This is a genomic window from Mesorhizobium sp. STM 4661 (genome assembly GCF_000359125.1).
Taxonomy (GTDB): Bacteria; Pseudomonadota; Alphaproteobacteria; order Rhizobiales; family Rhizobiaceae; genus Mesorhizobium.
In genome coordinates this window covers 21,442-47,693 of the sequence record NZ_CAAF010000016.1, presented here as the reverse complement: position 1 = coordinate 47,693, position 26,252 = coordinate 21,442, and the positions used below count along the sequence as shown (strand labels likewise).

Annotated in this window: 28 protein-coding genes; 13 read left to right on the top strand and 15 right to left on the bottom strand. The window is 64.1% G+C overall.

Annotation, left to right across the window (positions count from 1 at the left end; all coding sequences use genetic code 11):
- The first annotated feature begins 4 nt into the window (after window positions 1–4).
- The 4 genes from MESS4_RS04720 to MESS4_RS04705 all read left to right on the top strand — a co-directional run bounded on the left by MESS4_RS04720 (window position 5) and on the right by MESS4_RS04705 (window position 3,964).
- Window positions 5–709 (top strand): ROK family protein, encoded by a 705-nt coding sequence (locus tag MESS4_RS04720; protein WP_006327169.1) that lies wholly within the window; start codon window positions 5–7, stop codon window positions 707–709.
- Window positions 710–921: 212 nt separating this feature from the next.
- Entirely contained in the window at window positions 922–1,386 is a 465-nt protein-coding gene (locus tag MESS4_RS04715) for a MucR family transcriptional regulator (RefSeq protein WP_006327168.1), read from the top strand.
- A 67-nt stretch (window positions 1,387–1,453) separates the two neighbouring features.
- Window positions 1,454–2,554: a pyridoxal phosphate-dependent aminotransferase gene (locus MESS4_RS04710; RefSeq protein WP_006327166.1), complete on the top strand. Its 1,101-nt coding sequence runs from the start codon at window positions 1,454–1,456 to the stop codon at window positions 2,552–2,554.
- Window positions 2,555–2,725: 171 nt separating this feature from the next.
- Window positions 2,726–3,964, top strand: a complete 1,239-nt coding sequence (locus MESS4_RS04705) for an MFS transporter (protein ID WP_006327164.1) — start codon at window positions 2,726–2,728, stop codon at window positions 3,962–3,964.
- An 18-nt stretch (window positions 3,965–3,982) separates the two neighbouring features.
- Here MESS4_RS04705 and MESS4_RS04700 read toward each other — a convergent pair whose 3' ends face one another.
- The 6 genes from MESS4_RS04700 to hemC all read right to left on the bottom strand — a co-directional run bounded on the left by MESS4_RS04700 (window position 3,983) and on the right by hemC (window position 10,096).
- Window positions 3,983–4,693, bottom strand: a complete 711-nt coding sequence (locus tag MESS4_RS04700) for a glutamine amidotransferase (RefSeq protein ID WP_006327162.1) — start codon at window positions 4,691–4,693, stop codon at window positions 3,983–3,985.
- Window positions 4,694–4,711: 18 nt separating this feature from the next.
- Complete coding sequence (locus tag MESS4_RS04695; protein ID WP_006327160.1) at window positions 4,712–5,188, bottom strand: TerB family tellurite resistance protein; 477 nt, start codon at window positions 5,186–5,188, stop codon at window positions 4,712–4,714.
- A gap of 40 nt (window positions 5,189–5,228) precedes the next feature.
- Window positions 5,229–6,836: a heme biosynthesis protein HemY gene (locus tag MESS4_RS04690; protein WP_006327158.1), complete on the bottom strand. Its 1,608-nt coding sequence runs from the start codon at window positions 6,834–6,836 to the stop codon at window positions 5,229–5,231.
- Between the two features lie 10 nt (window positions 6,837–6,846).
- On the bottom strand, window positions 6,847–8,367 hold the full coding sequence (locus MESS4_RS04685) for a COG4223 family protein (RefSeq protein WP_006327156.1): 1,521 nt from the start codon (window positions 8,365–8,367) through the stop codon (window positions 6,847–6,849).
- Window positions 8,368–8,457: 90 nt separating this feature from the next.
- A complete protein-coding gene (locus MESS4_RS04680) occupies window positions 8,458–9,168 on the bottom strand; it encodes a uroporphyrinogen-III synthase (protein ID WP_006327154.1) in 711 nt (236 codons plus the stop codon).
- Window position 9,169: 1 nt separating this feature from the next.
- Window positions 9,170–10,096 (bottom strand): hydroxymethylbilane synthase, encoded by a 927-nt coding sequence (gene hemC, locus MESS4_RS04675; protein ID WP_006327152.1) that lies wholly within the window; start codon window positions 10,094–10,096, stop codon window positions 9,170–9,172.
- 104 nt (window positions 10,097–10,200) lie between these two features.
- Between hemC and tsaD the strand changes: the two genes are divergently transcribed.
- The 6 genes from tsaD to MESS4_RS04645 all read left to right on the top strand — a co-directional run bounded on the left by tsaD (window position 10,201) and on the right by MESS4_RS04645 (window position 14,257).
- Window positions 10,201–11,286, top strand: a complete 1,086-nt coding sequence (gene tsaD, locus MESS4_RS04670; RefSeq protein WP_198292726.1) for a tRNA (adenosine(37)-N6)-threonylcarbamoyltransferase complex transferase subunit TsaD — start codon at window positions 10,201–10,203, stop codon at window positions 11,284–11,286.
- Window positions 11,283–12,296, top strand: a complete 1,014-nt coding sequence (locus MESS4_RS04665) for an NAD(P)H-dependent glycerol-3-phosphate dehydrogenase (protein WP_006327148.1) — start codon at window positions 11,283–11,285, stop codon at window positions 12,294–12,296. Before tsaD ends, MESS4_RS04665 begins: the two co-directional genes overlap by 4 nt.
- Window positions 12,297–12,322: 26 nt before the next feature.
- The gene (locus tag MESS4_RS04660) at window positions 12,323–12,619 is read left to right on the top strand and encodes a YciI-like protein (protein WP_006327146.1); all 297 of its coding nucleotides are present in this window, start codon (window positions 12,323–12,325) and stop codon (window positions 12,617–12,619) included.
- Window positions 12,620–12,644: 25 nt separating this feature from the next.
- The gene (locus MESS4_RS04655) at window positions 12,645–13,070 is read left to right on the top strand and encodes an EVE domain-containing protein (RefSeq protein WP_006327137.1); all 426 of its coding nucleotides are present in this window, start codon (window positions 12,645–12,647) and stop codon (window positions 13,068–13,070) included.
- Window positions 13,025–13,723, top strand: coding sequence for a methyltransferase (locus MESS4_RS04650; protein ID WP_198292725.1), 699 nt, complete (start codon window positions 13,025–13,027; stop codon window positions 13,721–13,723). Before MESS4_RS04655 ends, MESS4_RS04650 begins: the two co-directional genes overlap by 46 nt.
- 111 nt (window positions 13,724–13,834) lie before the next feature.
- Window positions 13,835–14,257 carry a DUF1761 domain-containing protein gene (locus tag MESS4_RS04645; protein ID WP_006327135.1) on the top strand — a complete coding sequence of 141 codons (423 nt, stop codon included), beginning with the start codon at window positions 13,835–13,837 and terminating at the stop codon, window positions 14,255–14,257.
- A 28-nt stretch (window positions 14,258–14,285) separates the two neighbouring features.
- Here MESS4_RS04645 and gcvA read toward each other — a convergent pair whose 3' ends face one another.
- The gene (gene gcvA / locus MESS4_RS04640; protein ID WP_036240708.1) at window positions 14,286–15,236 is read right to left on the bottom strand and encodes a transcriptional regulator GcvA; all 951 of its coding nucleotides are present in this window, start codon (window positions 15,234–15,236) and stop codon (window positions 14,286–14,288) included.
- 164 nt (window positions 15,237–15,400) lie between these two features.
- Here gcvA and MESS4_RS04635 point away from each other — a divergent pair, with 164 nt between their 5' ends.
- A complete protein-coding gene (locus tag MESS4_RS04635) occupies window positions 15,401–15,655 on the top strand; it encodes a hypothetical protein (protein ID WP_006327133.1) in 255 nt (84 codons plus the stop codon).
- Between the two features lie 64 nt (window positions 15,656–15,719).
- Here the strand turns inward: MESS4_RS04635 and MESS4_RS04630 are convergent, their stop codons facing one another.
- The gene (locus MESS4_RS04630) at window positions 15,720–16,235 is read right to left on the bottom strand and encodes a L,D-transpeptidase (RefSeq protein WP_006327132.1); all 516 of its coding nucleotides are present in this window, start codon (window positions 16,233–16,235) and stop codon (window positions 15,720–15,722) included.
- 165 nt (window positions 16,236–16,400) lie between these two features.
- Between MESS4_RS04630 and MESS4_RS04625 the strand changes: the two genes are divergently transcribed.
- Both MESS4_RS04625 and MESS4_RS04620 read left to right on the top strand, forming a co-directional pair.
- Window positions 16,401–17,084, top strand: a complete 684-nt coding sequence (locus MESS4_RS04625) for a response regulator transcription factor (RefSeq protein WP_006327131.1) — start codon at window positions 16,401–16,403, stop codon at window positions 17,082–17,084.
- A gap of 125 nt (window positions 17,085–17,209) precedes the next feature.
- Window positions 17,210–17,665, top strand: coding sequence for a Crp/Fnr family transcriptional regulator (locus tag MESS4_RS04620; protein WP_006327130.1), 456 nt, complete (start codon window positions 17,210–17,212; stop codon window positions 17,663–17,665).
- Window positions 17,666–17,899: 234 nt separating this feature from the next.
- Here the strand turns inward: MESS4_RS04620 and MESS4_RS04615 are convergent, their stop codons facing one another.
- The 7 genes from MESS4_RS04615 to tesB all read right to left on the bottom strand — a co-directional run bounded on the left by MESS4_RS04615 (window position 17,900) and on the right by tesB (window position 26,218).
- Window positions 17,900–18,706 carry an exodeoxyribonuclease III gene (locus MESS4_RS04615; protein ID WP_006327129.1) on the bottom strand — a complete coding sequence of 269 codons (807 nt, stop codon included), beginning with the start codon at window positions 18,704–18,706 and terminating at the stop codon, window positions 17,900–17,902.
- A 110-nt stretch (window positions 18,707–18,816) separates the two neighbouring features.
- Complete coding sequence (locus tag MESS4_RS04610) at window positions 18,817–19,398, bottom strand: outer membrane lipoprotein carrier protein LolA (RefSeq protein WP_244441050.1); 582 nt, start codon at window positions 19,396–19,398, stop codon at window positions 18,817–18,819.
- A gap of 278 nt (window positions 19,399–19,676) precedes the next feature.
- On the bottom strand, window positions 19,677–22,328 hold the full coding sequence (locus tag MESS4_RS04605) for a DNA translocase FtsK (protein ID WP_006327124.1): 2,652 nt from the start codon (window positions 22,326–22,328) through the stop codon (window positions 19,677–19,679).
- A gap of 437 nt (window positions 22,329–22,765) precedes the next feature.
- Window positions 22,766–23,056 carry a hypothetical protein gene (locus MESS4_RS04600; RefSeq protein ID WP_006327122.1) on the bottom strand — a complete coding sequence of 97 codons (291 nt, stop codon included), beginning with the start codon at window positions 23,054–23,056 and terminating at the stop codon, window positions 22,766–22,768.
- A gap of 263 nt (window positions 23,057–23,319) precedes the next feature.
- Window positions 23,320–24,753 carry an ammonium transporter gene (locus MESS4_RS04595; protein ID WP_006327121.1) on the bottom strand — a complete coding sequence of 478 codons (1,434 nt, stop codon included), beginning with the start codon at window positions 24,751–24,753 and terminating at the stop codon, window positions 23,320–23,322.
- A 31-nt stretch (window positions 24,754–24,784) separates the two neighbouring features.
- On the bottom strand, window positions 24,785–25,123 hold the full coding sequence (locus tag MESS4_RS04590) for a P-II family nitrogen regulator (RefSeq protein WP_006327120.1): 339 nt from the start codon (window positions 25,121–25,123) through the stop codon (window positions 24,785–24,787).
- Between the two features lie 219 nt (window positions 25,124–25,342).
- On the bottom strand, window positions 25,343–26,218 hold the full coding sequence (gene tesB / locus MESS4_RS04585; protein WP_006327119.1) for an acyl-CoA thioesterase II: 876 nt from the start codon (window positions 26,216–26,218) through the stop codon (window positions 25,343–25,345).
- Window positions 26,219–26,252 lie beyond the last annotated feature (34 nt).

The window sequence follows — 26,252 nt, the reverse complement described above, 5'->3', positions numbered from 1 at the left end:
CAAGATGGCCAAGACGGCAAAGCCGGCCGCGGCGAATGGCGAACAGATCGTGCTGTCGATCGACATTGGCGGCTCCCACGTCAAGATCCTGACCAGCACCGGCGACAAGGAACGCCGGGCCGATTCTGGACCTGGGCTGACGCCGCAACAGATGATCCAAACGGTGAAGACGCTGGCCGACGGCCTGCCGTTTGACGTCATCTCGATGGGTTATCCCGGCCCGGTGAACCACAACCGGCCGCTGATGGACCCCGCCAATCTCGGCAAGGGCTGGGCCGGCTTTGATTTCGCGGCAGCGTTCGGCAAGCCGGTGAAAGTCGTCAACGACGCGCTGATGCAGGCCATCGGCAGCTATGAGGGCGGCCGCATGCTGTTCCTTGGCCTTGGCACGGGCCTGGGCGCCGCGATGATCGTCGACAATGTCGCCCAGCCGATGGAACTTGCGCATCTGCCTTACAGGAAGGACGGCAGTTTCGAGGATTACGTCGGCGAACGCGGCCTGGAAAAGCGCGGCAAGAAGAAATGGCGCAAATACGTCTTCGACGTGGTCGATCGGCTGCGCGCCGCCATGCAGCCTGACTACGTGGTCATCGGCGGTGGCAATGTCGACAAACTCGACGAATTGCCCGTCGATTCCAGGCGAGGTGACAACACGCGCGCCTTTGAAGGCGGATTTCGACTGTGGCGCGACAAATCACTGATCGTCTGATATTGTGGTGGTGTGAGGTTTTATTTGAGCATGTCGCTGTACCAAAACCGCTGCTCACTTTTTAGGCAACATGCTCTGGAGGCCTGACCTGTTGATCTGGTCCTGCCGTTAGTATTATTGTTTCAAAATAATGTGTGACGTGGTGCGGCGTCATTGCATTGCGCGGATTTGCCGACTAGGAATTCTGCCACCCCACGGATGGAGAAATTAGATTGACCGACGATAGCAACAACGCTCGCAAGGACATTGACCTTCTCGAGCTGACCGCCCACATCGTGTCCGCCTACGTCGAAAAGAACCGCCTGCCCGCTTCCGGCCTCGGCGATCTCATCGCCAGCGTCAGCGCCTCGATAGGCGGGCTCGGACAACCCGCCATCCCGGCTCCAGTACCGCTGACGCCCGCGGTCAATCCCAAGAAGTCCGTGACGCCGGATTTCATCATCTGCCTCGAAGACGGCAAGAAGTTCAAATCGCTAAAGCGCCATATCGGCGTTCATTTCGGGCTGACGCCGGACGCCTATCGCACCAAATGGGGCTTGCCATCGGACTATCCCATGGTTGCTCCCAACTATGCGGCCTCGCGCTCGCAACTGGCCAAGGCCATCGGCCTTGGCCGCAAGGCCGCCCCGCCGCCGGCGCCCGTCAAAAAGGCAAGGAAGTCCAAGGCCACGGCCTGACCAAGGCGAGAGCGAATTTGGTCGTTCTGCCGGCGATCTCGCGTCGGCGGACGCGGGGAGCGCGGCCATGAACTACACCAGGATGGTGATCGAGAAAGAGGCGCCGGAGGAATACGGCTATGACCGTATCCGCTACAATCTCTCCGAAAGCTCGATCGCCGACCAAAAACTCTCCGATATCGGCCTGTCGCTGCCCGATCTCACGCTCTTCTATGGCGAGCACCGGGGCGACAAGGATTTGCGGGCGCTGATAGCGGCGCAAGACGAGGGGCTTTCGCCCGGCGACGTGCTGGTCACCGCCGGTGCCGCCGGCGCGCTGTTCATCATTTCGACCGCGCTTTTGTCCGAGCGCGATCACCTCGTCGTCGTCAGGCCCAATTACGCCACCAACATCGAGACGCCCAAGGCGATCGGCTGCGCCATCTCCTATGTCGATCTGGACTTCGACGGGGGGTTCACCATCGATGTCGGGCGCGTCGCAGCTCAGATGCGGCCGAACACCCGGCTGGTCAGCGTCACCTGCCCGCACAACCCGACCGGCACGATGATGAGCCAGGCCGACCTCGATGCCCTGGTGGAACTCGCTGAAAGCCGCAACTGCCATTTGCTGGTCGACGAAACCTACCGCGACCTCTCCTATGGACGGCGCCTGCCCTCGGCGGCGTCGCTGAGCGCGCGGGCGATCAGCGTCTCGTCGCTGTCCAAGGCCTTCGGCATTCCAGGCATCCGCATCGGCTGGCTGGTCACCAGGGATACTGCGCTTCAGGAACAATTCCTCGCCGCCAAGGAACAGATCGGTATCTGCGGCAGCGTCATCGATGAGACCATCGCGCGTAGCATGCTCGAACGCCGGGACGATTTCCTGAAAAAGCTGTTGCCGGAGATGGCGAAGCGGCGCGACATCGTCCAGGCCTGGATCGACCGCGAGCCGCTGGTCGACTGGGTGCGGCCGCAAGGCGGCGTTGTCGGCTTCCCACGCCTCAATGTCGATGCCGGCTTCGATCTCGACCGCTTCTATGTGAATCTGCTGGAGAACCATGGCACCTATGTCGGACCCGGCCACTGGTTCGACATGCCGAAGCGCTTCTTCCGCGTCGGTTTCGGCTGGCCGAAGGAGGCCGAATTGCAGGGCGGCCTCGACGCCATTTCGGCCGCGCTGAGGGAATGATTTTCCGCTTTGCTTTGCTTTGCTTTGCCAGGCAGGCCGGAAAACCCTTCATCCAGCACCGATTCTGGCGCACATCCCGACGCGAACTTTGCTAGAAGTCCCTTGGCCGGAACAGCGCCCATCTGGGAAGTGCCCCCGCCGGCCGATGTAGATGCAACGGGGCCTCTCTCCATGATACTTGAACAAACTTCGCCGGAGCAGCGCTATGCCGCCTTCCGGCACAAAGCCTTCCTCAGCTACTGGGCGGCGCGCTTCCTCACCACTTTCGCGACCATGATCGTTTCCGTCGCGGTCGGCTGGCAGGTCTATGACCTGACGCGCGATCCTTTCGATCTCGGCATTGTCGGCATCGTCCAGTTCCTGCCGTCGCTGCTTCTGGTGCTGGTCACCGGCGTCGTCGCCGACCGCTTCGGCCGTCGGCTGATCATGACATTGTCGACGCTGGTCGAGGGCGGCTGCGCGCTCGTTCTTCTGTTCCTGACGCTGCGCGGCCTCACCAGCCCGCTGCCGATCTTCATCGTGCTTGCCATGTTCGGCATCGCCCGCGCCTTCTATGGGCCGGCCTCGTCATCGCTCTTCGCCAATCTGGTGCCGCAGGAAGACTTCGCCAACGCCATCGCCTGGAACTCGTCCGCCTGGCAGACGGCGACCATTGTCGGCCCGGTCGCCGGTGGCCTGCTCTATGGCCTCTCGGCCGAAGTCGCATACGCCACCGCCGCTGTCTTGATGGCGGTGGCCGCCCTGTTGGTCTTCACCATTCCGAAGCCGACCCAGCAGACCGCCACCGACAAGCCGACGATGGAAACGCTGTTTGCCGGCTTCCGCTACATCCGGAGCGAGAAGATCGTGCTCGGCGCCATCTCGCTCGATCTGTTCGCCGTGCTTCTGTCCGGCGCCTCGGCGCTGCTGCCGGTCTACGCGCGCGACATCCTGCAACTCGGCCCCTGGGGCCTCGGGCTGCTGCGCTCGGCGCCGGGCATCGGTGCCATTTGCGTCGCCATCTGGCTGGCCGGACATCCGATCCGCAACCATGCGGGCATGATCATGCTCGGCGCCGCCGCGTCGTTCGGCGCCTGCACCGTGCTGTTCGGCCTGTCGACCATCACCTGGCTATCGATTGCGGCGCTCATTCTACTTGGCGCCACCGACATGTTCAGCGTCTACATCAGGGAGACTTTGATCCAATTGTGGACACCCGACAATGTCCGCGGCCGCGTCAACGCCGTCAACCAGGTCTTCGTCGGCGCCTCCAACGAACTCGGCGAATTCCGCGCCGGCACCATGGCGGCGTTGATCGGCACCGTGCCGGCGGTTGTGATCGGCGGCGTCGGGGCAGTGATCGTCGCCGGATTGTGGGCGGTGCTGTTCCCGCAATTGCGCAAGGTGCGCCATTTGAACGGGCGAAACTGACGCGTAGCGCCGCAGCTCTTACCGAGCTGCCGGCTTGCCGAAGATCGTTTGCAGGAACTCGCCAAGCCAGCGCTTGAGATGCATGTCCCAGATCAGCCGGCCGCCGAGATGGTCGCGGCCGGGTTGCGCGCCGGGCAGTTCGAAGCGATGCGCGCCGCGCACCACCCAGCGCTGCATCATCACCCTGGTCAATTCGCCATGGAACTGGATGCCCCAGGCATTGTCGCCATAGCGGAAGGCCTGGTTGGGATAGGTCTCGGCCGTCGCCAAGAGCGTCGCGTCCTTCGGTAGCGAAAAGCCCTCGCGATGGAACTGGTAGACCATCTCGGGCCAGTGCATCAGCTTGCGGCCCGCTTCGGTCGCCTTCAGCGGATACCAGCCGATCTCGACCAGTCCCTCGCCATGACCCTCGACCTTGCCGCCGAGATGATTGGCCAGCATCTGCGCGCCGAGGCAGATGCCGAGGAAAGGTCGGTTTTCCTTCAACGGAACGTTCAGCCAGTTAGTCTCGCGGCGGACGAACTCGTCCTCGTCATTGGCGCTCATCGGCCCGCCGAACACCACGGCGCCGGCATGGCCGTCCAGCGTTTCCGGCAAGGTATCGCCGAGCGGCGGGTGGCGCATGTCGAGGTCGAAACCTTCCTCGATCAGCATATGGCCAACGCGTCCGGGGCTCGAATTCTCCTGATGCAGCACGATCAGGATCTTTGGCCTTGGACTTCGCGGCATGCTCTGGCTCGTCCCTGTCTATTCGTCGCTCGACGTTCCGGTGGCGCCCGGCACCTCGGCCGCCGCCTTGCGGCGCGCCTCGACGCGATCGCGGCGGTCGACGCCGATCAGCTCGGCAACGCGCCAGACGATGTTGTCCTCGAGCTCGTGCAGCTCGCCATCGGCATAGACGATCTCCCACATCAGGCCGATGAAGGCCTTGCGCGCGTCCGCATCGAGATGGCGCTTCAGCACGCTGGTGAAGGCATAAAGGTCGATCGCCTCATTGTCGGCGCGCTCGCCGGCCGCGGCCAGCGCATCGAGTTCGTCGCCGCTGATCGAATAGGTCTCCGCCAGCACCGCCTTGAACCGCTCCCATTCGACGTCCTGGCGCACGCCGTCGGCGCTCATCACATGGTAGAGCAGGGCTGACGCGGCAATACGCGGGTCGTCGCCGTTGTTGCGAGCGCCGCCGGCCGGCAGATCCCTCAGAAATGACAGAACGCGTTCGAACATATGGCTATTCCCAACAGGCCAGAATCAATTTCGGGCCAGATCAAAACAAGCGAAACCGGCGTGGTGATTTTTCGTGTCCGGCGTCCGGATCGACGCCGGGATCGTCGGGAAGCCGATTGAGCTCTTCCGCCGGCTCGACAGCTTCGGCATTGGCCGGCACGGCGGCAAAGGCGGCCGCAGTGACCGGCGCGACCTTATCCTCGCTTCGTTCCGCCGTCGCCGTGGTCGCGACAGTCTGCTCTTCGGCCGGAACAGGGTGCGTCAGCTCGATCGCCTTTTCCTTCGCCGGCTTCTCCGGTGCCGCAATGACCGGCACCACGGCGTCCGGCCTATCCTCATCGCTGTCGATCAACTGGCCGAGCCGCTCCATCGGCGCGCGCCATTCAAAGGCATCGAGCTTGCCGGTGATCGGCGATACAGGCGCCCAGTGTTCGGAGATGACGCCATCGGCAACCCAGGCCGGATCGCGCGGCGCGCGCACCGCCTTGGACAAAAGCTGGCGCACCTTGCCCTGATCGCCGGTCTCGGCCTCCTCGATGTCGGCCAGCAGCAGATAGGCGCCTTCGCGGCGATCCATGCGGATGGCCGCCTCCGCCTCCCGGCGGGCGGTCTTGTAATCCTGCGCGTCGAGCGCGGCGCGCGCCACCGTCAGCGAGGATTCGGCGTGGTTCTTCTTCATCTCCTGCAGCTTCCTTGCCCGGTTGAGACGATCGAGCACGGCATCGGCGGGCCGGGCATGGGTGTAGAGCTCGGCGATCTCGGGATGCGGCTCGGCCTTCCATGCCGCTTCGAGAATCTTCGAGCCCTTGCGCATATCGTTTTGCCGAAACAGCGCCTTGGCGGCGGCAACCGCCGCCGGCGCGAAATCGGGCCGCAGCCGGTTGGCCTCCAGGGCAGCGGTCCTGGCAGCATCAGGATCGCTGTCGCTAAGCGCTTGCGCCTTGGCGGTGAGCAGCACGGCGCGGCGCCGGTTGGCGGCGTCGCGCTCGATCTGCCGCGTCGATTTCTGCGCTTCGACCAGTTTCAGCGCGCCGTCCCAGTCGCCGCGCCCGGTGAGGTCCTCCAGCGTCGATTCGGCCGCCCAGGCCAGTTGCGGCGCCATGACGGCGGCACGCCCGGCATAGTGCCTTGCCGCGTTGCGGTCGCCGAGGCGTTCGGCCTCGAGATAAAGCCCGCGCAGGCCGAGCAGCCGCATTTCGGGATCGTCGAGCATCGTCTCGAACTTCTCGCGCGCGCCTTCATGGTCGCCTTCGAGCAGCGAGGCCTGCGCTTCGAGCAGATGGATCAGCGGCTCCTGGTCCGAACGAATCAACTTTGCCGCTTCCTTGGTCTTCTTGCGGGCCAGCGCACCGTCACCGGCGCCGGCGGCGATCATGCCCGTCGACAGCGCCTGATAGCCGCGGTCGCGGCGGCGCACGCGGAAATAACGCGAGATGGTGTAGGGGCTGTTCCACAGCGACTTGATCAGCCACCAGACGATCATCACCGCGGCCACGACGGCGACCACGGTCACGGCGGCCACCATCAGGCTGACCTGGTACTGATAGCCGTTGAAGGTGACGACCATCTCACCCGGCCGGTCGGCCAGCCAGGCGAAGCCGAGCCCAAGCGCGAAGACGACGGCGAGGAAGATGAGAATTCGGATCATCTGGTTTTCCTCATGCCTTCATCGCGCCGGCGATCAGCGAATCGATCTGTGTCTCGACCTCGATGCGCGCCTTCAGTTTGCCGGCCAAATCGGCGCCGGCGGCCTTGACCGCTTCCGGCAGCGCGGCATATTCGCTGAGCGCCTTGGCGTAGTCGCCCCGGTTGACCGCCACCTCCATGCGCGCCACGATTTCCGGTGCACCAGCGCCTTCGACCGCGCCGATCGGCCTGACCTTGACCAGCGATTCGGCGCTCGACAAAAGGTTCTGCAGGAAACCGGCATTCTGATCGACGGGCGCCGCGGCAGTGACCATGGCATTGGCCGCGGCCTCCATTTTGGCCGCGATATCGGCGCGCGTCGGAACTCCCTTTTCGGCGTAGGGACGCAGCGTCGCGATCTCCGGCGCAGCCGGCGAGATTGCCGCGAAGGTCTCAAGCTCGGCGGCGAACGGCGCGCCACGGTCGAGCGCCGCCTTCAGCGCCGACGCAGCGATGGCAAGCGCGATCTTCGGCTGGGAGGCCTGCGCCTCGACCTTGCCGGAAAGCTGCGACACCGATTGTTCCAGCGCGCTGAGCCGGCCTTCCTGCGCCGTAGCCGCCTCGCCGGCGGATTTCAGCGCCGCGTCGAGCCCCGCCAGCTTTTCATTGAGCGGGCCTAGGTCGACCGGCACCGTATTGCCGGCCTGGCCAAGTGCTGCGACCGCTGTCTCGATCTGCTTGACCTTGTCGCCCAGCGCCGCAATCCCGGCATTGTCGCCTGCTCCGCCCTGCTCGACCGCCGATTTGAGCGCCGCGACATCCGTCTTGACCTGATCCAGCGCCGACGACAGCCCGTCCACCTTGGCCGACGCGTCGCCATTGCCGCCGGCTTCCTTCAAGCCGGCGATCTCGCTCTTCAACGAAGCGATTTCGCCGCTGACACCGTCGACCGACACAGTGCCTGCATTCGAACCCGGCGCGCCGAGCAGGCCGGCAAACTGCAGCCCTCCCGCGCCGGCCAGCGCGATGACGCCGCCGATGAGGCCTGCAGCGACGCCGTTGATGCCGCCACGCTTCGGCTGCGCTGCCATGTCCGCGCTCCTCGTTTGGGCTGCTTTCGGCGATTCTTCGGTACCGCGGGACGGCGATTCTTCGGTACCGCGGGACTCTGTCACGCCGGCTGTGGCGGTCGCGTCATCGAAACTATAGTCGAAGACCCGGTTCGGCGGTGCGTCCGAGCTGGCCGGATAAGGAGATTCCGGTTCTTCGGAACGTCTGGCGCTGGCCTCTGCCGGCTCCTCCGCTCCAGACTGCGGCGCCGCATCGGTGTGCTCCCACGGCTCGAGATCGGTCTGGTCGGCATGCACCGGCTCTTCGGGCGCCTCCGGCTGCGAGGTCGCTTCCTCGGCCTTCGTCTCGCCGGTCTGCGGCTCATCCTTCAGTACTTTGGCCGCATCCTCCTCGACGATGCGCGAGACAGCGCCGGGTTCGAGCTCGATGGTCACCGGCTCGCGACGGCTTTTCGAATGTCGCATCTTCGGCGTCTTGACCATGCTTGGGCTCCGCAAATTTGCTTCTGGATGGTTCAGGAAGGGTCTAGCACATCACCAAGCGGTGAAAAGGGGCGGCGTGATGACACGGGCTCAGCGCCGCCTCTGCAAAAGCGCCAGCAGCGCCTCTTCGCTCGGCTCTTTCGCAATCTGAATTCTTTCGCCGGAAATATCCCCAAGGGCTGCGGCGATACGTCCCGACAGGGCAAAAAAACGAGTGTTTTCAAAAAAGTCATGCAGCGTTGGCCGCCCGATCAGGGCCCGCGTCGCTGCCGCTGCCTTGGCCGAATAAAGCAGCACCGTCTCGACCGGCTGGCCGGCCAGCCGGCCGATGATATCAGCGTCGGAATAGTCCAGCGCAATGGTGTCGTAGGTCTCGACGGCGCGGACATGCATCGTGGCCGCCTCGAGCCGCTCCTCGAAGGTTGCAAAGCGCACGCGGCCGCAGAGATAGGCGATCGTCTTGCCGGAGAGGCTGCCCGCAAGCGCACCGGCCAGCGCTTCGGCATCGCCGGGACCTTCGCTGACGGACAGAAATCCGGCCTCTCGCGCGGCCGCCGCCGTTCTTTTGCCGACGGCATGGCAAGGCAAGGCGGCGAGTGCCGCAATCAGCTCCTTCGGCGCATGGCGCAGCGCATTGGCGCTGGTGACCGCAACGGCCACGGCATTGGCCGGAACCGCACCGCCATCGACCGGAACCGTTTCCGTCAGCGGCAGCAGGATCGGCTGAAAACCCTTGTCCTGCAGCCGCCGTGCGGTGCGCGAGGCGCCCGGTTCCGGTCTCGTCACCAGGACGCCGACCATGTCAGGCCCAGCCGTCGAAGAATTTTTCGCCGGCCTTGGCCCGCACGGTCCTGGCGGCGTCCGCGCCGATCAGCGCTGCATCCCCGGCCGGGCCTTGCGTCTCGACCTCATGCCAGTCCGTGCCATCCGGCGAGATGATCAATCCGGCGAAAGACAGGGTGCCACCTGATATCGTCGCATGGCCGGCAATCGGCGTGCGGCAAGACCCGTCGAGCGCCTCGAGGAAAGCGCGCTCGCAGGCCAGTGCCTGGCCGGTCGGCACATCATGGATCGCCGCCAGCATCTTTTCCACTTTGCGGTCGCCGATGCGGGTTTCAATGCCTATGGCGCCTTGGCCGGGCGCCGGTGGAAAGGTCTCGAGCGGCATCAGGTCGGTAATGACGTCTTCAAGCCCGAGCCGCTTCAGCCCGGCAAAGGCCAGGATGGTGCCATCGGCGACGCCCTCGTCCAGCTTGCGCAGCCGCGTCTGCACATTGCCGCGAAACATCACCACGTGGAGGTCCGGCCGCATCCGCCGGATCAGCGCCTGGCGCCTGAGCGACGACGAACCGACCTTGGCGCCTTGCGGCAGTTCGGCAATCGCCTTCGCCGCCTTGCCTATGAAAGCGTCGCGCGCATCCTCGCGCGGCAGGAAGGCGCTGAGTTCCAGCCCATCGGGCAATATCGTCGGCATGTCCTTGGACGAATGCACGGCGATGTCGATGCGCCGCTCAAGCAGCGCCTCCTCGATCTCCTTGGTGAACAGGCCCTTGCCACCGGCTTCCGACAGCGGCCGGTCCTGAATGCGATCGCCGCTGGTCGAGATGACGACGATCTCGAACGCCTCAACCGGCATGTCGTGCGCGGCCATCAGCCGCGCCTGCGTTTCATGAGCCTGCGCCAACGCCAGCGGGCTGCCGCGTGTTCCGATTTTCAAGGTTGTTTGCATGGCGCGCCGTCCGTGATAACCCCCGGCAGATTGAGGCCGTTTTCCGGGCTTTCTCCTAGCGGGGAAAGGCTGGTTGCACAATCATCGAGGACAGCGACGAATTGATCCGCGTTCTGGGCATTGAGACGAGTTGCGACGAGACCGCAGCCAGCGTGGTAACGCTGGAAGGCGATGCCGCGCCGAAAATCCTGTCCAACATCGTGCTCAGCCAGATCGAGGAGCATGCTGCCTTTGGCGGCGTCGTGCCGGAGATCGCCGCCCGTGCCCATGTCGAAGCGTTGGATGGCATCGTCGAAGCAGCACTTGCCGATTCGGGCGTGGGGCTCGCCGATATCGATGCGATTGCCGCGACCGCCGGTCCCGGCCTTGTCGGCGGGCTGATCGTCGGGCTGATGACGGCCAAGGCGATCGCAGCAGCAGCACACAAGCCGCTGATCGCCATCAATCATCTCGAAGGCCACGCGCTGACCGCAAGGCTGACCGATGGGCTCGAGTTCCCCTATCTCTTGCTGTTGGTGTCCGGCGGGCACACGCAGATCGTTGCCGTGCGCGGCGTCGGCGATTATCAGCGCTGGGCGACGACCATCGACGATGCGCTGGGCGAAGCCTTCGACAAGACGGCCAAGATGCTCGGCCTGCCCTATCCCGGCGGGCCGAATGTCGAGAAGGCAGCAGCGTCAGGCGACGCCACGCGTTTTGCCTTTCCGCGCCCGATGAAGGGTTCGGCGCAGCCGGATTTCTCCTTCTCCGGGCTGAAGACCGCGGTGCGTCAGGCAGCGACGGCGATTGCCCCGTTGAGCGACCAGGACGTCGCCGACATCTGCGCCTCGTTCCAGGCGGCGGTGGCGGATGCGCTGGGCGATCGTGTTTCGCGAGCGCTGAACCGGTTCCGTCAGGAGTTTCCGGGCAAGGCGGAGCCAGCGCTGGTTGTTGCTGGCGGCGTCGCCGCCAACCGCACGATCAAGGCGACACTGGAAGCTCTTTGCGCTGCGGCAGGCTTTGCCTTTGTCGCGCCGCCGCTGAAGCTCTGCACCGACAACGCCGCGATGATCGCATGGGCCGGCATCGAAAGGCTGCGCGCCGGCATCGCGCAGGAAAATGCCGCCGATTTCGTGCCGCGCTCGCGCTGGCCGCTGGATAGCATCTCCGCCCCGATGGTCGGTTCGGGCCGGCGCGGAGCCAAGGCATGACTGTTGGCGGCGAGGATAGGGCCCCAAGCGGCTGGCGCGTCGCCGTGCTTGGCGGCGGCGCCTGGGGCACGGCGCTGGCGCTGGCCATGCTGCGTGCCGGCCATTTCGTCCGCCTCTATGCGCGCGATCCGGAGACCGTCGCCGCGATCGACCACGGCGAAAATCCGCGCTATCTGCCGGGTATTGCGATCGAGCCCGGCATCGTGGCGACCAGCGACATCAAGGCCGCGCTCGACGGCGCCGATTGTGTGCTGGCGGTGGCGCCGGCGCAGTCGCTGCGCGCCATGCTGGCAGCCGTGAAAGACCATATGCCGCAGGGCGTCCCACTGGTTCTCTGCGCCAAGGGCATCGAGCGCGACACCGGCGCGCTGCTGTCGGCGATAGTCGAGGAGATTCTGCCGAAAAGTCCGGTCGCCGCGCTGTCCGGCCCGAGCTTCGCCACCGACGTCGCCAGGGGCCTGCCGACGGCCGTGGTTGTCGCCGCCCGCGACGAGGGTCGGGCGGCCGACCTTGCCGCCCGTTTTTCGGCACGGAATCTGCGCTGCTATTCGAGCGACGACCTCATCGGCGTCGAAATCGGCGGTGCGCTGAAGAACGTCTTCGCCATCGCTGCCGGTGCTGTCACCGGCGCCGGGCTCGGCGCCAGCGCCCAGGCCGCCATGGTGACGCGCGGCTTTGTCGAATTGCGCCGCTTGGGAGCTGCCTTCGGGGCGAAACCGGAGACGCTGATGGGCCTTTCCGGCCTCGGCGACCTTTTGCTCACCTGCTCGTCCGCCCAGTCGCGCAACTTTGCTTACGGGCTGGCGCTCGGCCAAGGCAAGCCGCTTGCCGGCCTGCCGCTGGCCGAAGGCGTGCCGACGGCGGCGATCGCCGCCCGCATCGCCATCGAGCGCGGCATCGACGCGCCGATCATCACAGCTGTATCAGCGATACTGGACGGCACCATCACCATAAGCCAGGCTGTGTCGGCGCTGATGACCAGGCCGCTGAAGACCGAAACCGACGTGTAATCTCGAACAATCCGGAGCTGGAAAAAATGCTGTTTGCGTGGATTTGCAAAGACAAGCCTGGAAAGCTGCAGGTGCGGCTCGATACACGGCCCGAGCATGTTGCCTTCCTGGAGGGGCTGAACGGCGAAAAGAAACTGGCCTTCGCCGGTCCGTTCCTCGACGCCGACGGCAAGCCGAATGGCAGTCTCGTCGTGGTCGAGGCGCCCGATCTGGCCGGTGCTCAGGCACTGTCGGCTGCCGATCCCTATGCCAAGGCCGGGCTGTTCGAGAGCGTCGAAATCCGGCAATGGAATTGGGCCTTCAACAAACCGGCGGCTAGCTGACCTCTGGCCGCGAGGAGGAACAAAAATGAACTACTGGCTGTTCAAATCCGAGCCCTCGGTCTTCTCCTTCGAGGCGTTGAAGGCGAAGGGCAAGGCCGGCACGCAATGGGACGGCGTACGCAACTATGCGGCGCGCAACAACATGAAGGCGATGCAGATCGGCGATCTCGGCTTCTTCTACCACTCCAATGAAGGGCTTGACGTCGTCGGTATCGCCGAGGTCTGCGCGCTGGCTCATCCGGATACCACCACTGACGATCCGCGCTGGGAATGCGTCGACATCCGCGCCTTCAAGGATGTGCCGAACCCGCCGACGCTGGAGCAGGTCAAAGCCAATCCCAAGCTTGCCGAAATGGCGCTGGTTCGGCTCGGGCGGCTTTCCGTCCAGCCGGTGACCCCGGCGGAATGGAAAGAGGTCTGCCGCATGGGCGGCCTGACGCCGGCTCCGTGACGGCGCTGACGCCAGACAGCGCGAAAAAGTTCATCCTCGACAGCACGGCGTTGATGGCGCCGCCGCATGTGCCGGAGATCCTGCTGCATCTGGCCGACGAAGCGCATGATCTGTGGCAGCGGACCGAGGACGAACTGACCGAAATCGGCCTGCCGCCCCCCTTCTGGGCCTTCGCCTGGGCCGGCGGCCAAGGCCTTGCCCGCTACATCCTCGACAATCCCGATACGGTGCGCGGCAAGCGTGTGCTCGATTTCGCTTCCGGCTCCGGCCTAGTCGGCATCGCAGCCGTGCAGGCCGGTGCGGTGGATGTGACCGCCGCCGACATCGACCCGTTCTGTGCGACCGCGATCCGCCTCAATGGAGAGGCCAATGGCGTCGGGATAAAGGTCCTCGGCACGGACTGTGTCGGGACCGATGCGGGCTGGGATGTGGTTCTGGCCGGCGACGTCTTCTACGACAAGCCGTTCGCCGACCGTCTGATACCGTGGTTCGCGATACTGAGAGCGCGCGGCGCCGAGATCCTCGTCGGCGACCCTGGCCGCGCCTATCTGCCGAAGACGGGGTTGGAGCCGCTTGCCGTCTACGAGGTGGCGGTGACACGGGCTCTGGAGGACGCCGAGGTCAAGCGCACCACCGTCTGGCGCCTTGCTTGACGGCAGCGCCGAACAGGCGTTCCATCGCGCATCGATTTTGAGAATACGCATGTCGCTGTCCCAAAAACCGCCGGGCACTTTTGGGCGACATGTTTCGGGGGAGGCAAATTCATGGATTTTTCAGCAGTGAACTGGCTGGCGGTGATCGTCGCCGCCGTGGTGGCGTGGCTGTTCGGCGCGGTCTGGTACATGGGTTTGAGCAAGCCATGGCTGAAGGCCGCCAGGCTTGATCCGGCGACCATGAAGAAATCGCCGCTGCCCTTCGTCATCTCCTTCATCGCGGAACTTTTGATGGCATTTGTCACCGCCCTGATCGTCGGCGCGGTGACCGGCGGCGAGCCGAGCCTCGTTGCCGGGCTCGTCTTCGGTTTCGTCCTCTGGCTTGGTTTCGTTGCCACGACGCTTTCCGTCAACCATCGCTACGAAGGCTTCGGCTGGGATCTGACCCTGATCGACACCGGTCACTGGCTTGGCGTGCTGCTGCTCATCGGCGCGGTGATCGGCTGGTTCGGCGTGCCGGAAGTCGCTGGCTGAGCGTTGCCGCTTAGAAAATGGGGCGACACTAAAGCTCGTCCCAGCTTCGACGTGTAGGATCTGGCTGCGGGTTGTGGACTTCGTTCAGGAGCCAGTCCTTGAACGCCACGATCCTGGCGTCATCTGCGGAGCCCTGGGGATAGACCAGGTGATAGGCGAAGTCGGGCGCGACCTTGATGCCCAGCGCGAATGGCCGCACCAGCCGGCCTTCTGAAAGATCGTTCGCCACCATGGCGAAGTCGGCGAGCGCCACCGCGTTGCCGTCGAGCGCGGCCTGCACGGCATCCGAGGAATTGCTGAAGACGACCGTCCGGCTGTCGTCGAAATCGTCGACGCCGGCCGCCGCCATCCACATGCGCCAGTTCGGCCAGGTCACGCCCTGCCGCGCCCATACGATATGGGCAAGCGTATGATGGAACAGGTCGCGCGGCTCCTTCAGCGGCGGCCCCGCCTTGAGCAGCGCCGGACTGCACACGGGAATGATGACATTGTCGAACAGGCGGTGGCTGCAAAGTCCGGCATATTTCCCGGTGCCGAAGCGGATGCCGACATCGACGTCGTCGCGGTCGAAGTCGCGCACTTCATAGGTGATGTCGAAGCGCAGCTCGATATCAGGCTGGTGCTTGCGAAAGCTGTCGACACGTCGCATCAGCCATTTTGTCGCGAACTGGGCGTCGAGAGTCACTTTCAGTTGCGCTGTGCCGCGCGCCATCTTGTGCGCCCGTGAAACGGCCCGGCCAAGCAGGTCGAGCGCGTCGGCCGAGGCCTCGAACAGCACCGCGCCCGCCTCGGTCAGCCGGATGGTACGGCTGGTGCGCGTGAACAGCACGATGCCGAGCTGATCCTCGATTTCCTTGATCAGGTGGCTGACCGCCGCCGGCGTCAGGCCGAGCTCATCGGCGGCGCGGGTGAAATTGAGGTGCCGGGCCGCCGCCTCCAGCGTTCTCAAGGCACGCGTTCCCGGCAGCAGGCGGGCCATCAGCGCGGCATGATTTTTGGCAGGATCATCGCTCTTGATCCACAAATAAAACTTGATGATCTGAAAAGAACTACTCGTTTCCCTCTTCAATTTCAATCCGTAATGATGTGGCCATCGAGAAACCATCAAACTGGATTTGATGACCGGATGGAACGGATCACGTCATGTCACACATCGTTTTGAAGTCTCCCGCTGCCGGGCCAATCTGGCTGCGCGCGGCAATTGAGTGGTTCCGCCACGCGAGAATCGCGGTCAACCTCCCGCATGGACCCAACCTTCCGCATGAAAATGTCGAGGATCTCCCGGATCGCCAACTGCGCGACATCGGCGCCGAGCGCAAGGATGTCGCCCGCGCCATGGACCGGGAGCTAGGCCGGCTGGGACTGCTCGACATTGGCTGGCAGAAGCCGCGACACTAAGGGAGTAAGGCAGTAGGGCAATACGGCAGTAGGGGAAAAGAGAGCGCCTACTGCCCTACTGCCCTTACCTCACCACCTTCACCACCGTGCGGTCCGACAGCAGCGGCAACAGCCGCGCCATCGCGCGCGCCGTCACCGCCACGCAGCCTTGCGTCGGCGTGAAACCGGCGTGCGCCAGATGGAAGAAGATGGCGCTGCCGCGGCCGCGTCGGCGCGGCGCGATGTTCCAGTCGAGCACCAGACAGGCGTCATAGAGCCGGTCGGCACGCCGCATGTGCTCATGGCTGGCGCCATAGGGGATCTTCACCGGGCGGTTGTAGTTGCGGTCGTCGGGCACTTCGCACCAGCCGAGATCCGGCCCGATCGGCGCCATCGCCAGCCGGGTTTTGCGGGCGTCGAAAAAATGATCCCCGCGAAAATATCCTGACAGGATCCGCATCGAGGCAAGCGGCGTGGCGCCGTCGCCTTCGCGCTTGCCGGCCGAGATGCCGCCGCGTCCCAGCGCGCATGGAAACACCAGTCCGGCGGCCTGCAGGAGCCCCTGGCTGGCATTGCCGGGCCGGGCGCGCACGGTGAGCACGCGAAGCCCTTTTTGCAAAAATGCGCCGGCTGCATTGCGCTGCCGTTTTTTCTTGTATGATCGTGTCACGGAACAAATCACTGTGATCGGCTGTTGTGCCGGTCAGCTTCAGCATAAACGGGGGGCGGTCAACTGAATTTTCTTTTCAAAACAACGGATTGATCCATGACCTCACGCACCATCCTGATCGTTGACGATGATGACGACCTGCGCGGCACACTCGTCGAGCAATTATCTCTCTACGAGGAATTCGATGTCCTGCAGGAATCAACCGCCGCCAAGGGCGTCGCCGCGGCGCGCGGCGGCCTCATCGATCTGCTCATCATGGATGTCGGCCTGCCCGACATGGATGGCCGGGAGGCGGTGAAGATACTGCGCAAGGGCGGCTACAAGGCTCCGATCATCATGCTGACCGGACACGACACGGATTCTGATACGATTCTCGGTCTCGAGGCCGGCGCCAACGACTACGTGACGAAGCCGTTCCGCTTCGCCGTGCTTCTGGCCCGCATCCGCGCCCAGCTGCGCCAGCACGAGCAGAGCGAGGACGCCACCTTTTCGGTCGGTCCCTACACCTTCAAGCCAAGCCAGAAGCTTCTGATCGACCAGCGCGGCACCAAGGTGCGGCTGACCGAGAAGGAAGCCTCGATCATCAAATATCTATATCGCGCCGACCAGAAGGTGGTGACGCGCGACGTGCTGCTCGAGGAAGTCTGGGGCTATAATTCCGGCGTCACCACGCACACGCTTGAAACCCATGTCTACCGGCTGCGCCAGAAGATCGAGCGCGATCCTTCCAATGCGGAAATTCTTGTGACAGAAAGCGGCGGCTACAAGCTGGTTCCTTAAACATTTCATCATCTATTAAGCGGTCGGGGCGAGGACTGCGTTCCGGTACGATCCTGAAACTGGAGGTGGTTCCGGGTCGAACTCTAGAGGGAGGCGTCGGACTGTCGGTTCGGGGACATAGCTAGATGGCGTTGGATGACGACATTCGCATCCTGTCCACCGTGAGGCTCTTCGAGGACTTCACGCAGGAACAGTTGCGTCTGCTCGCCTTTGGCGCCGAAACCACCATGCTGCAGGCCGACCACAAGCTCTACCGCGAGGACGACGTAGCGGATTCCGCCTATATCGTCGTCAGCGGGCGCATCGTGCTCTATCGCGAGCAGAATGGCGAACGCGTCCCGATCGGCACGGCCGGCCCCGGCACCATCCTCAGCGAGCTGGCGCTGATCGCCGACACCAATCGGCTGACCAGCGCATTCGCCGAAATCGATTCGGAAGTGCTGCGGCTCAGCCGCAAGATGTTCCGCCGCATCCTGGAGGAGTATCCCGATATCGCGGTGCATCTGCACCAGCGCATCTCCGAGGATTTTCAGGCAATGATCCGCCGTATCGAGAAGCTGGCGTCTCGTTTCGAGGGCTGAGCGGGCCGCGGTGATACGGAACTTGTGAAACGCCGGAGGGACAGCGCCCCCCTCTGTCCTGCCGGACATCTCCCCCACAAGGAGGGAGATTGGCAGTTCAGGCGCTCCGCCCACTTCTGCAGCGTTAGAGATTGGCGAAAGCCAAGGTGACGGCCAATCTCCCCCCAAGTGGGGGAGATGTCCGGCAGGACAGAGGGGGGCGCGAAGGATCGCTGCGGACTGCAGTCCGCACTACTACTCTAAATCAAACCGCGCGATGACAGGCACATGGTCCGACGGCCGTTCCCAGCCGCGCGCCAGCCGCAGGATCTCGTAGCCGGCGAAATTCGGCACCAGGTTTGGCGACGACCAGACATGGTCCAGCCGCCGGCCGCGATCGGATGCTTCCCAATCCTGCGCGCGGTAGCTCCACCAGGTGTAGAGCTTCTGCTCATGCGGCACGTTGAGCCGCATCAGGTCGACCCAGTCGCCGGCCAGCCGCATCGCCTCGAAACTTTCCGTCTCGACCGGCGTGTGGCTGACCACCTTCAGGAGCTGCTTGTGCGACCAGACATCGTGCTCTAGCGGCGCGATGTTGAGATCGCCGACCAGCATCGAGCCGGACACCTCGTCATGGTCGGCGCGGATGGCGTTCATTTCGGTGACGAAATCAAGCTTGTGCCTGAACTTGCGGTTGATCTCCGGGTCGGGCTCGTCGCCGCCGGCCGGCACATAGAAATTGTGCAGCAGGATCGCCTTGCCGCCGGCCCGCACGGTGACCGACAGATGCCGGCTGTCGTCGATCTCGCAGAAGCGACGCTTTTCGACCACTTCGATCGGCCGGCGCGCCACCGTCGCCACGCCGTGGTAGCCTTTCTGGCCATGGAAGGCGATGTGCTCGTAACCGAGCTTGCGGAAGGCCTTCTCGGGAAACAATTCGTCGGGAACTTTGGTTTCCTGCAGGCAAAGCACGTCCGGCGCCTGTTCCCTGAGCAGGCGCTCGACGATCGGCATGCGCAGGCGGACGGAATTTATGTTCCAGGTGGCGATGGAAAAAGTCATGCGCAGGTTCCAGCGGGCGACGCCGGAACCTGCCAGCCGCAGGCCTCAAAAACAAGCTGAGCCGCGCCCCGCAGGGCGCGGCTCGCTTCTATCCACAGCTATCGAAATGCCTAGCGGGATTTGGTGTTGAGCTCGCGGTTGGCCGTATAATCGATGGCGAAGGTGTCGGCGGCGAAGCTGACGCCTTCCTTGACGTTGAAGATCATCACCGTCGTGTCCTTGCCTTGCGCGTCGGTGATGGTCCACTGGCGCAATTCGTAGGATTTCGGATCGAACATCATGGTGATCTTCGAATTGCCGAACACCGATTTGTCGGCAAGCTGGATCGTCGTGAGGTCGTTCTCTTCCTTGACGCTTTTGACGCGACCGCCGGAGAGATCGATCCTGTTGTCAAGCAACAGCTTGAGCGGCGTCTTCGACAGCGGGTAGAGGTCGGACGTGTTCAGCCGCTTGTTGAGGATGACCACCGACGTGCCGTCGGAAATCACCCTGAAATTCGACGCGCCGTCATAGTTGAAGCGGATCTTGCCCGGCCGCTCCAGGAAGAACTTGCCGCCGGTCTGCTCGCCCTTGGGCCCGAACTGGACGAACTCGCCGCTCATCGATTTGACCGAGGAGAAGCGGTCGGCGATCTTCTGCGCCGTTGGCGGCACCGCCCCCTGCGCCGAGGCCAGCAACTGGAATCCGGGCATTACATTGACGGCCGCGGCGCCGGCGAGCACCAGGCCCAGGCCAAGCACCTGGCGACGGTTTGGGGCGAAAGATGAGTTGTTCATGCCGGTCACTCTCTTGTGGTTCCGGCGCATGACCCCGAAAATCGGGTTCGGAAAGGATCATGCGCAATTAAATGTAGTCGATGTCCTGGACCCCCAGTTGGGCTTAAGTTTGGCGGATCGATCGGGCTCAGCCCCATCAACGCGCCGCAAGGTCCGAAGGTTGCCGGGGTCGGCCGGCGCTCCGTCTTGGCGGATCAGAACTTGTCGTCCTCCGTTGGCACCAGGATCTCGCGTTTTCCGGCATGGTTGGCCGGGCCGACAATGCCTTCCTTCTCCATCTTCTCGATGATCGAGGCGGCGCGGTTGTAGCCGATGCCGAGCCGGCGCTGGATGTAGCTGGTCGAGGCCTTGCCGTCGCGCAGCACCACCGCGACGGCCTGGTCGTAGGGATCGTCGGAATCCTCGAAATTGCCGCCGCCACCGCCGCCGGCCCCACCCTTACCAGACGGTTCGTCGTCGTCCTCCTCATCGTCCTCGGTGATGGCGTCGAGATATTCCGGCACGCCCTGCAGCTTCAGATGCGCGACGATCCTCTCGACCTCGTCGTCGGACACGAAGGGGCCATGCACGCGCTGGATGCGGCCGCCGCCGGCCATGTAGAGCATGTCGCCCATGCCGAGCAGCTGTTCGGCGCCCTGCTCGCCGAGGATGGTGCGGCTGTCGATCTTCGACGTCACCTGGAAGGAGATGCGGGTCGGGAAATTGGCCTTGATCGTGCCGGTGATGACGTCGACGGAAGGGCGCTGCGTCGCCATGATGACATGGATGCCGGCGGCGCGCGCCATCTGCGCCAGGCGCTGCACGGCGCCTTCGATGTCCTTGCCGGCAACCATCATCAGGTCGGCCATCTCGTCGATGATGACGACGATATAGGGCATCGGCTCGAGATCGAGGTTCTCCGTCTCGTAGATCGCCTCGCCGGTCTGGCGGTCGAAGCCGGTCTGCACCGTGCGCGAGATCTTCTCGCCTTTCTTGTCTGCTTGGCTGACGCGGGCGTTGAAGCCGTCGATGTTGCGCACGCCGACCTTCGACATCTTGCGGTAGCGGTCCTCCATCTCGCGCACCGTCCATTTCAGCGCCACCACGGCCTTCTTCGGGTCGGTGACGACGGGCGTCAAAAGATGCGGGATGCCGTCATAGACCGAGAGTTCCAGCATTTTCGGATCGATCATGATCAGCCGGCAGTCCTGCGGCGTCAGCCGGTAGAGCAGCGACAGGATCATGGTGTTGATGGCGACCGACTTGCCCGAGCCGGTGGTGCCGGCGACCAGCACGTGCGGCATCTTGGCGATGTCGACGATGACCGCCTCGCCATTGATGGTCTTGCCGAGAGCCAGCGCCAGCTTGGCCTTGGTCGTCTCGAAATCGCGGCTGGCCATGATCTCCCTGAGATAGACCGTCTCGCGCTTGGCGTTCGGCAGTTCGATGCCGATGGCGTTGCGGCCGGGCACCACGGCGACGCGGCAGGCGATCGCGCTCATCGAGCGGGCAATGTCGTCGGACAGACCGATGACCCGCGACGATTTGATGCCGGGCGCCGGTTCGAGCTCGTAGAGCGTGACGACCGGACCTGGACGCACGGCAATGATTTCGCCCTTGACGCCGAAATCCTCCAGCACGCCTTCGAGCAGGCGGGCATTCTGTTCCAGCGCATCCTTGGAGAGGCTGGCGTCGCGTACGACATTCTTCGGCTCGGACAGGAAATGCAGCGACGGCATTTCGAACGTCTCGGAGCCGATCAGCGAGGTCTGCGCCTCGCGCTGGACACGGGCGCCCGGAACCGGACGCGGCGCCGGCGCCTCGACGCGGGTCGCCGCATCGGAGCGGAAGTTCTGCACCTTCGCATTGGGCGCGGCGCGGCGCTGGCCCATCGGTTCCGGCGCAAAGTCCATGTCATCGTCGAAGACATCGGCATCGTTGGGGTCGAGCGAGGCATTGCGATCGTTGACCATGGCGGCGAAGAATTCGGGTTCGACACGGGCGCGGCCATCCGGGCTCATCCGTGCTTCGGCGAACTCGGCCGACTCGACCCGCTCGGCGGCGCGCCGCCAGGCACTGGGACGCGGTTCCATCTCGGGTTCGAAATCGTCATGCTCGCGGCGCCGCGCGGCGCGGCGGCGAAGATAGCCACGAAACGACAGCCACCAATGGGTGACGGCGCCAAGCGCCAATATGCCTTCGTCGCCTTCGTCCTCGTCGTCGTCGAAGAGCAGCTCGTCCTGGTCGCGGGGATCGGACGCGGCTGGCTCCTCCTGCACGGCAAAGCCGTTCTTGCGCGCAATCAGCGCCGAACCATAGGCAAACAGCCACAGCGCCGGCGCGGCCAGAAGCACGGCGATCACGCTGGCGATGAGGCCGGTCGGATAGCCGCCGATGACGAGGCCAGGAATATTGAGCACCATGTCGCCGAACACGCCGCCGAGGCCGGTCGGCAGCGGCCAGGTCTTGGGCGGCACCACGCAGCCGGCGATCGCGGCGGCAGTGAGCGCGAAGCCGAACCAGGCGAGCCCGCGCTTCGGCAACCGGTCGACGCCGCGCGCCGAAAACAGCAGAAATCCCCAGATGACGGCCGGCACCAGGGCCGCGACGGCGGCGAGGCCGAAGAACTGCATGGCAAGGTCGGAAAAGACAGCGCCGGCATAGCCCATGGCGTTGGTGACGATGTTGCCGGTGGCGTGGGAGAAGCTCGGATCGGCGACGTTCCAGGTGGCGAGGCTGGCGACGCCAAAGGCGACCAGAGCAAACAGACCGGCGCCGACCAGCCGGCCGACCTGACGCCGCGCGAACGCCCGGATGCCCTGCCCCGTATCGGCCAGCGCGAGCGGTGCTGAAGCCCCTGAACGCATGCTCTTCCCCGTCTGTCATTGCCCGGCACGAGCGCATGACGCACTCCGGCGGATTCGGACACCAGACTATCGGCGGGAAGGTTAAGGCCGCATTAACTATAAGAAGTTGAGAGCGCTATTGCTCATCACCGGTGGTTGAACGGCACGTCCCAGCACGGCTGGACGAGGTGCGACCGTGCAAACAAGAAAGCCTCGCGAGCCGGAGCCAGCGAGGCCTTATCTTGAGCAGGCGAGAGTGGGATTTCGCCCTCAGATCGATCCGGGGGGTGGATCGGGATGGGTTCTACCAGCAAGCGGAGCCGGCGCGGAATCACGATCGCTTGAGACGTTCGTGAGCCGACGATGCTCTCTCCGAGGCAAATGCGGATGGCGGGCACGCTGGCCCGCCACCGTTCGGCTTGAAGCGAAATGATTCAGGCTTCAGCCTGGCCCCGCACTTAGTTGGCGCCGCCGAGCGCCTGCACATTGGCGCAGAATTCAGCATACGGCTTGCTCATCGCCGCATCATTGCATTCCTTCTTCATCGCTTCCTGCTTTTCCATCGGCATCGCCATGAAGGCTGCCTTGAACTCCTCCATCGGTTTCATGGTTTTCATGCCGGAATCGGTGAAGAACGGCGACATATCGTCCGGCGAGTCGAGCGCGCCGGCAAAGGCCGTGCCGCTGACCATGGCAAAAGCAAGTGCCCCGAGGCAGGCCGACTTGAGGCAGATGTTTCTGATGTTCATGGAATGGTTCCTTCCCTGGTTTTCACGAGCGCCCAGACGACGGTCGCCACCACAGTTCGGAGCCGGCAGTGCCGATGTTTCATGCCTTCGGCCGATCGGACCCTGATCAAGCGATTGTGATCGGGCAGCACTCGCCATCGGCGCGCAAAAAAAGAGGCCCGGAACATATCCGGGCCTCAAGGCGTGAGCCCCTTTCGGGAGCGTCACGACGGGATGGGAGGATGCTGCGGGGCGCGGCCGAGACCGCCCCCCGGGAACAAGGCTTACGGGTGGTAAGCCGCTTCGCCGTGCGCGGTGAGGTCGAGCCCTTCGCGCTCGGCATCGGCCGTCGGGCGCAGGCCTACGATCATGTCGACGATCTTGTAGAGGATGGCGCTGCCGATACCCGACCACAGGAGGGTTACCAGCACACCCTTGAACTGCGCCCACAACTGGGTGGACGTGCCGGCATAGCCGGCGGCGAAGTCGGCCGTCGAATAATCGACGATGCCGGCGCCGCCGAGGGCGGGATTGACCAGGATGCCGGTGCCGAGCGCGCCGATGATGCCGCCGACGCAGTGGATGCCGAAGACATCGAGGCTGTCGTCATAGCCGAACTTGTTCTTCACCACCGAGACGAAGAAGTAGCAGACGCAGGTGGCGACGATGCCGAGCGCGATGGCGCCCATCGGCCCGGCAAAGCCGGCGGCGGGCGTGACGGCGACAAGGCCGGTAAGAGCGCCCGAAACGGCGCCAAGCATGGACGCCTTGCCGCGCAGCAGCGTTTCAAGCACGATCCAGGTCAGTGCCGCCGCCGCCGTGGCGACAAAGGTGTTGACCATGGCCAGCACCGCATAGGCGTTCGCTTCGAGGTTCGAACCGGCGTTGAAGCCGAACCAGCCGACCCACAGCAGCGAAGCGCCGACCATGGTCAGCGTCATCGAGTGCGGCGCCATGACGTCCTTCTGGTAACCGATGCGCTTGCCGATCATGAGCGCGCCGACGAGGCCGGCGATGCCCGCATTGATGTGGACGACCGTGCCGCCGGCGAAGTCGATGGCGCCGAAGCTGAAGATGAGCCCGGACGGATCGCTGTAAGCGCTCGGGCCGCCCCAGAACCAGACCATGTGCGCGATCGGGAAGTAGATGAACGTGACCCAGAGGATGGTGAAAAGGATCACGGCGGAGAATTTGATGCGTTCGGCGAAGGCGCCGACGATCAGGGCGGGCGTGATGCAGGCGAAGGTCATCTGGAAGAGGACGAACACCAGCTCGGGAATGGCGACGCCCTTGGTGAAGGTTTCCGACAGCGTCGTCACGTCGACGCCGGAGAGAAACATCTTGGAGAGGCCGCCGACGAAGGCGTTGCCGGGGGTGAAGGCAAGGCTATAGCCGTAGAACACCCAGATGATCATGACCACGCAGGTGATGGTGAAGACCTGCATCAGCACCGACAGCATATTCTTGGTGCGAACCAGGCCGCCGTAGAACAGCGCCAGGCCGGGAACGGTCATCAACAGCACCAGCACGGTGGAAACCATCATCCACGTCGTGTCGCCCTTGTCGACGGTGAAGGCCGGCGCCGCTGGCGCTGCCGCTTCGGCGGCAGGAGCTGCTACTTCCTGTGCGAAAGCGGCAATCGTGCCCAATGCCCCGAGCGTGAACGCGCCCAGCAGCGCGGTGCGCGCCGCTGACTTCAAGGTGGAAGGAATATTCATTGAACTCTCCATTGGAATACGTGTTCGCGGCTCAAAGCGCGTCGGTGTCTGTTTCGCCCGTGCGAATGCGCACGGCCTGGTCGATGCCGAAGACGAAGATCTTGCCGTCGCCGATCTGTCCGGTCTTGGCCGCCGCGGTGATGGCTTCGACGGCTTTGTCGACCATGTCGGCACCCACCGCGACCTCGATCTTGATTTTCGGCAGGAAGCTGACCGCGTATTCCGCCCCGCGATAGATTTCAGTGTGTCCCTTCTGACGCCCGTAGCCTTTGACTTCGGTGACGGTCAGGCCCTGGATGCCGACTGCGGTGAGCGCTTCGCGCACCTCGTCGAGCTTGAACGGCTTGATGATTGCCATCACGATTTTCATAAGGTTTCACCCTTTGCTGTTGCGGGTCCCCCGCGTTTGCACGACTTCGCCGATCCCATGAGAGCCGGAGAGTGCCCGCTAGGATTCAAGCTCCGTGCCAATTGCCGAAGCAGGTCATTAACCTGTTGTAACCAAAGAGATTAGCCGGCCACCAACAACTGACTGTTCAGAGTTGCGGCACTGTGCCTGATTAAAAAATAGGCAATTTTTGGAAAATGCCTATTCCGCAGGCGGGCGCTTCAGCCGGATCAGGCCTTCCTGCGCAACCGAGGCGATCAGCGTGCCGTCGCGCGCAAACAGCGAACCACGCGTGAAGCCCCGCGAGCCCTGCGTCGAGGGGCTGTCCTGCGTGTACAGCATCCAGTCGTCGAGCGGATGGCTGCGGTGGAACCACATGGCATGGTCGAGGCTTGCCGCCTGGATGTCGCGGTCGAAGATGGCGCGGCCATGGGCGAAGGTCGAGGTGTCGAGCAGCGTCATGTCGGAGAGGTAGGCGAGCACGGCCGCCTGTATGGCGCGGTCGGCCGGCACCGGGCCGGTGGTGCGGATCCAGATGTTCTGCTTCGGCTCCAGTTTCTCACGACTGGTGTAATGCTTCAGCATCACCGGCTTCATCTCGATCGGCCGGTCGCGCTCCCAGTAGCGCTTGATGCCGTCGGGCACGGCATCGCCGAACTTGCCCAGCAATTCGCGCTGCGACAGCAATGTGTCGGGCGCCGGCACGTCGAGCGGCATCGGCACCTGATGTTCGAGGCCGACCTCGTCCTGCTGGAACGAGGCCTCCAGCGAAAAGATCGCCTGGCCGTGCTGGATCGCCACGACGCGGCGCGTGGTGAAGGAGCCGCCGTCACGAATGCGGTCGACCTCGTAGATGATCGGCACCTTGGTGTCGCCGGGTCGCATGAAATAGCCATGCAGCGAATGCACATGGCGTTCGGGCTCGACCGTTCGCTGCGCCGCGACCAGCGCCTGGGCGATGGTCTGGCCGCCGAAAATGCGCTGCCAGTCGAGTTTGGGGCTGCGACCACGATACAGGTTGTGTTCGAGCTGCTCGAGGTCGAGAATGTCGAGAAGTTCGTCCGTGGCCGCCGTCATGTTTCGCGCCCTAGCGTCGTTTTGATTTCGAAGT

Excerpts from the sequence above, each read along its gene's own strand:
- MESS4_RS04665 (WP_006327148.1), top strand. The coding sequence starts at position 11,283 with ATGACTGTTGGCGGCGAGGATAGGGCCCCAAGCGGCTGGCGCGTCGCC.
- MESS4_RS04690 (WP_006327158.1), bottom strand. The coding sequence starts at position 6,836 with ATGATCCGAATTCTCATCTTCCTCGCCGTCGTCTTCGCGCTTGGGCTC.
- gcvA (WP_036240708.1), bottom strand. The coding sequence starts at position 15,236 with ATGGCCCGCCTGCTGCCGGGAACGCGTGCCTTGAGAACGCTGGAGGCG.
- MESS4_RS04635 (WP_006327133.1), top strand. The coding sequence starts at position 15,401 with ATGTCACACATCGTTTTGAAGTCTCCCGCTGCCGGGCCAATCTGGCTG.
- MESS4_RS04700 (WP_006327162.1), bottom strand. The coding sequence starts at position 4,693 with ATGCCGCGAAGTCCAAGGCCAAAGATCCTGATCGTGCTGCATCAGGAG.
- MESS4_RS04620 (WP_006327130.1), top strand. The coding sequence starts at position 17,210 with ATGGCGTTGGATGACGACATTCGCATCCTGTCCACCGTGAGGCTCTTC.
- MESS4_RS04680 (WP_006327154.1), bottom strand. The coding sequence starts at position 9,168 with ATGGTCGGCGTCCTGGTGACGAGACCGGAACCGGGCGCCTCGCGCACC.
- MESS4_RS04610 (WP_244441050.1), bottom strand. The coding sequence starts at position 19,398 with ATGCCCGGATTCCAGTTGCTGGCCTCGGCGCAGGGGGCGGTGCCGCCA.
- MESS4_RS04695 (WP_006327160.1), bottom strand. The coding sequence starts at position 5,188 with ATGTTCGAACGCGTTCTGTCATTTCTGAGGGATCTGCCGGCCGGCGGC.
- MESS4_RS04685 (WP_006327156.1), bottom strand. The coding sequence starts at position 8,367 with ATGGTCAAGACGCCGAAGATGCGACATTCGAAAAGCCGTCGCGAGCCG.
- MESS4_RS04705 (WP_006327164.1), top strand. The coding sequence starts at position 2,726 with ATGATACTTGAACAAACTTCGCCGGAGCAGCGCTATGCCGCCTTCCGG.
- MESS4_RS04595 (WP_006327121.1), bottom strand. The coding sequence starts at position 24,753 with ATGAATATTCCTTCCACCTTGAAGTCAGCGGCGCGCACCGCGCTGCTG.
- MESS4_RS04660 (WP_006327146.1), top strand. The coding sequence starts at position 12,323 with ATGCTGTTTGCGTGGATTTGCAAAGACAAGCCTGGAAAGCTGCAGGTG.
- MESS4_RS04720 (WP_006327169.1), top strand. The coding sequence starts at position 5 with ATGGCCAAGACGGCAAAGCCGGCCGCGGCGAATGGCGAACAGATCGTG.
- MESS4_RS04605 (WP_006327124.1), bottom strand. The coding sequence starts at position 22,328 with ATGCGTTCAGGGGCTTCAGCACCGCTCGCGCTGGCCGATACGGGGCAG.
- MESS4_RS04590 (WP_006327120.1), bottom strand. The coding sequence starts at position 25,123 with ATGAAAATCGTGATGGCAATCATCAAGCCGTTCAAGCTCGACGAGGTG.
- MESS4_RS04625 (WP_006327131.1), top strand. The coding sequence starts at position 16,401 with ATGACCTCACGCACCATCCTGATCGTTGACGATGATGACGACCTGCGC.
- MESS4_RS04650 (WP_198292725.1), top strand. The coding sequence starts at position 13,025 with ATGGAAAGAGGTCTGCCGCATGGGCGGCCTGACGCCGGCTCCGTGACG.
- MESS4_RS04655 (WP_006327137.1), top strand. The coding sequence starts at position 12,645 with ATGAACTACTGGCTGTTCAAATCCGAGCCCTCGGTCTTCTCCTTCGAG.
- hemC (WP_006327152.1), bottom strand. The coding sequence starts at position 10,096 with ATGCAAACAACCTTGAAAATCGGAACACGCGGCAGCCCGCTGGCGTTG.
- tesB (WP_006327119.1), bottom strand. The coding sequence starts at position 26,218 with ATGACGGCGGCCACGGACGAACTTCTCGACATTCTCGACCTCGAGCAG.
- MESS4_RS04615 (WP_006327129.1), bottom strand. The coding sequence starts at position 18,706 with ATGACTTTTTCCATCGCCACCTGGAACATAAATTCCGTCCGCCTGCGC.
- MESS4_RS04645 (WP_006327135.1), top strand. The coding sequence starts at position 13,835 with ATGGATTTTTCAGCAGTGAACTGGCTGGCGGTGATCGTCGCCGCCGTG.
- MESS4_RS04600 (WP_006327122.1), bottom strand. The coding sequence starts at position 23,056 with ATGAACATCAGAAACATCTGCCTCAAGTCGGCCTGCCTCGGGGCACTT.
- MESS4_RS04710 (WP_006327166.1), top strand. The coding sequence starts at position 1,454 with ATGAACTACACCAGGATGGTGATCGAGAAAGAGGCGCCGGAGGAATAC.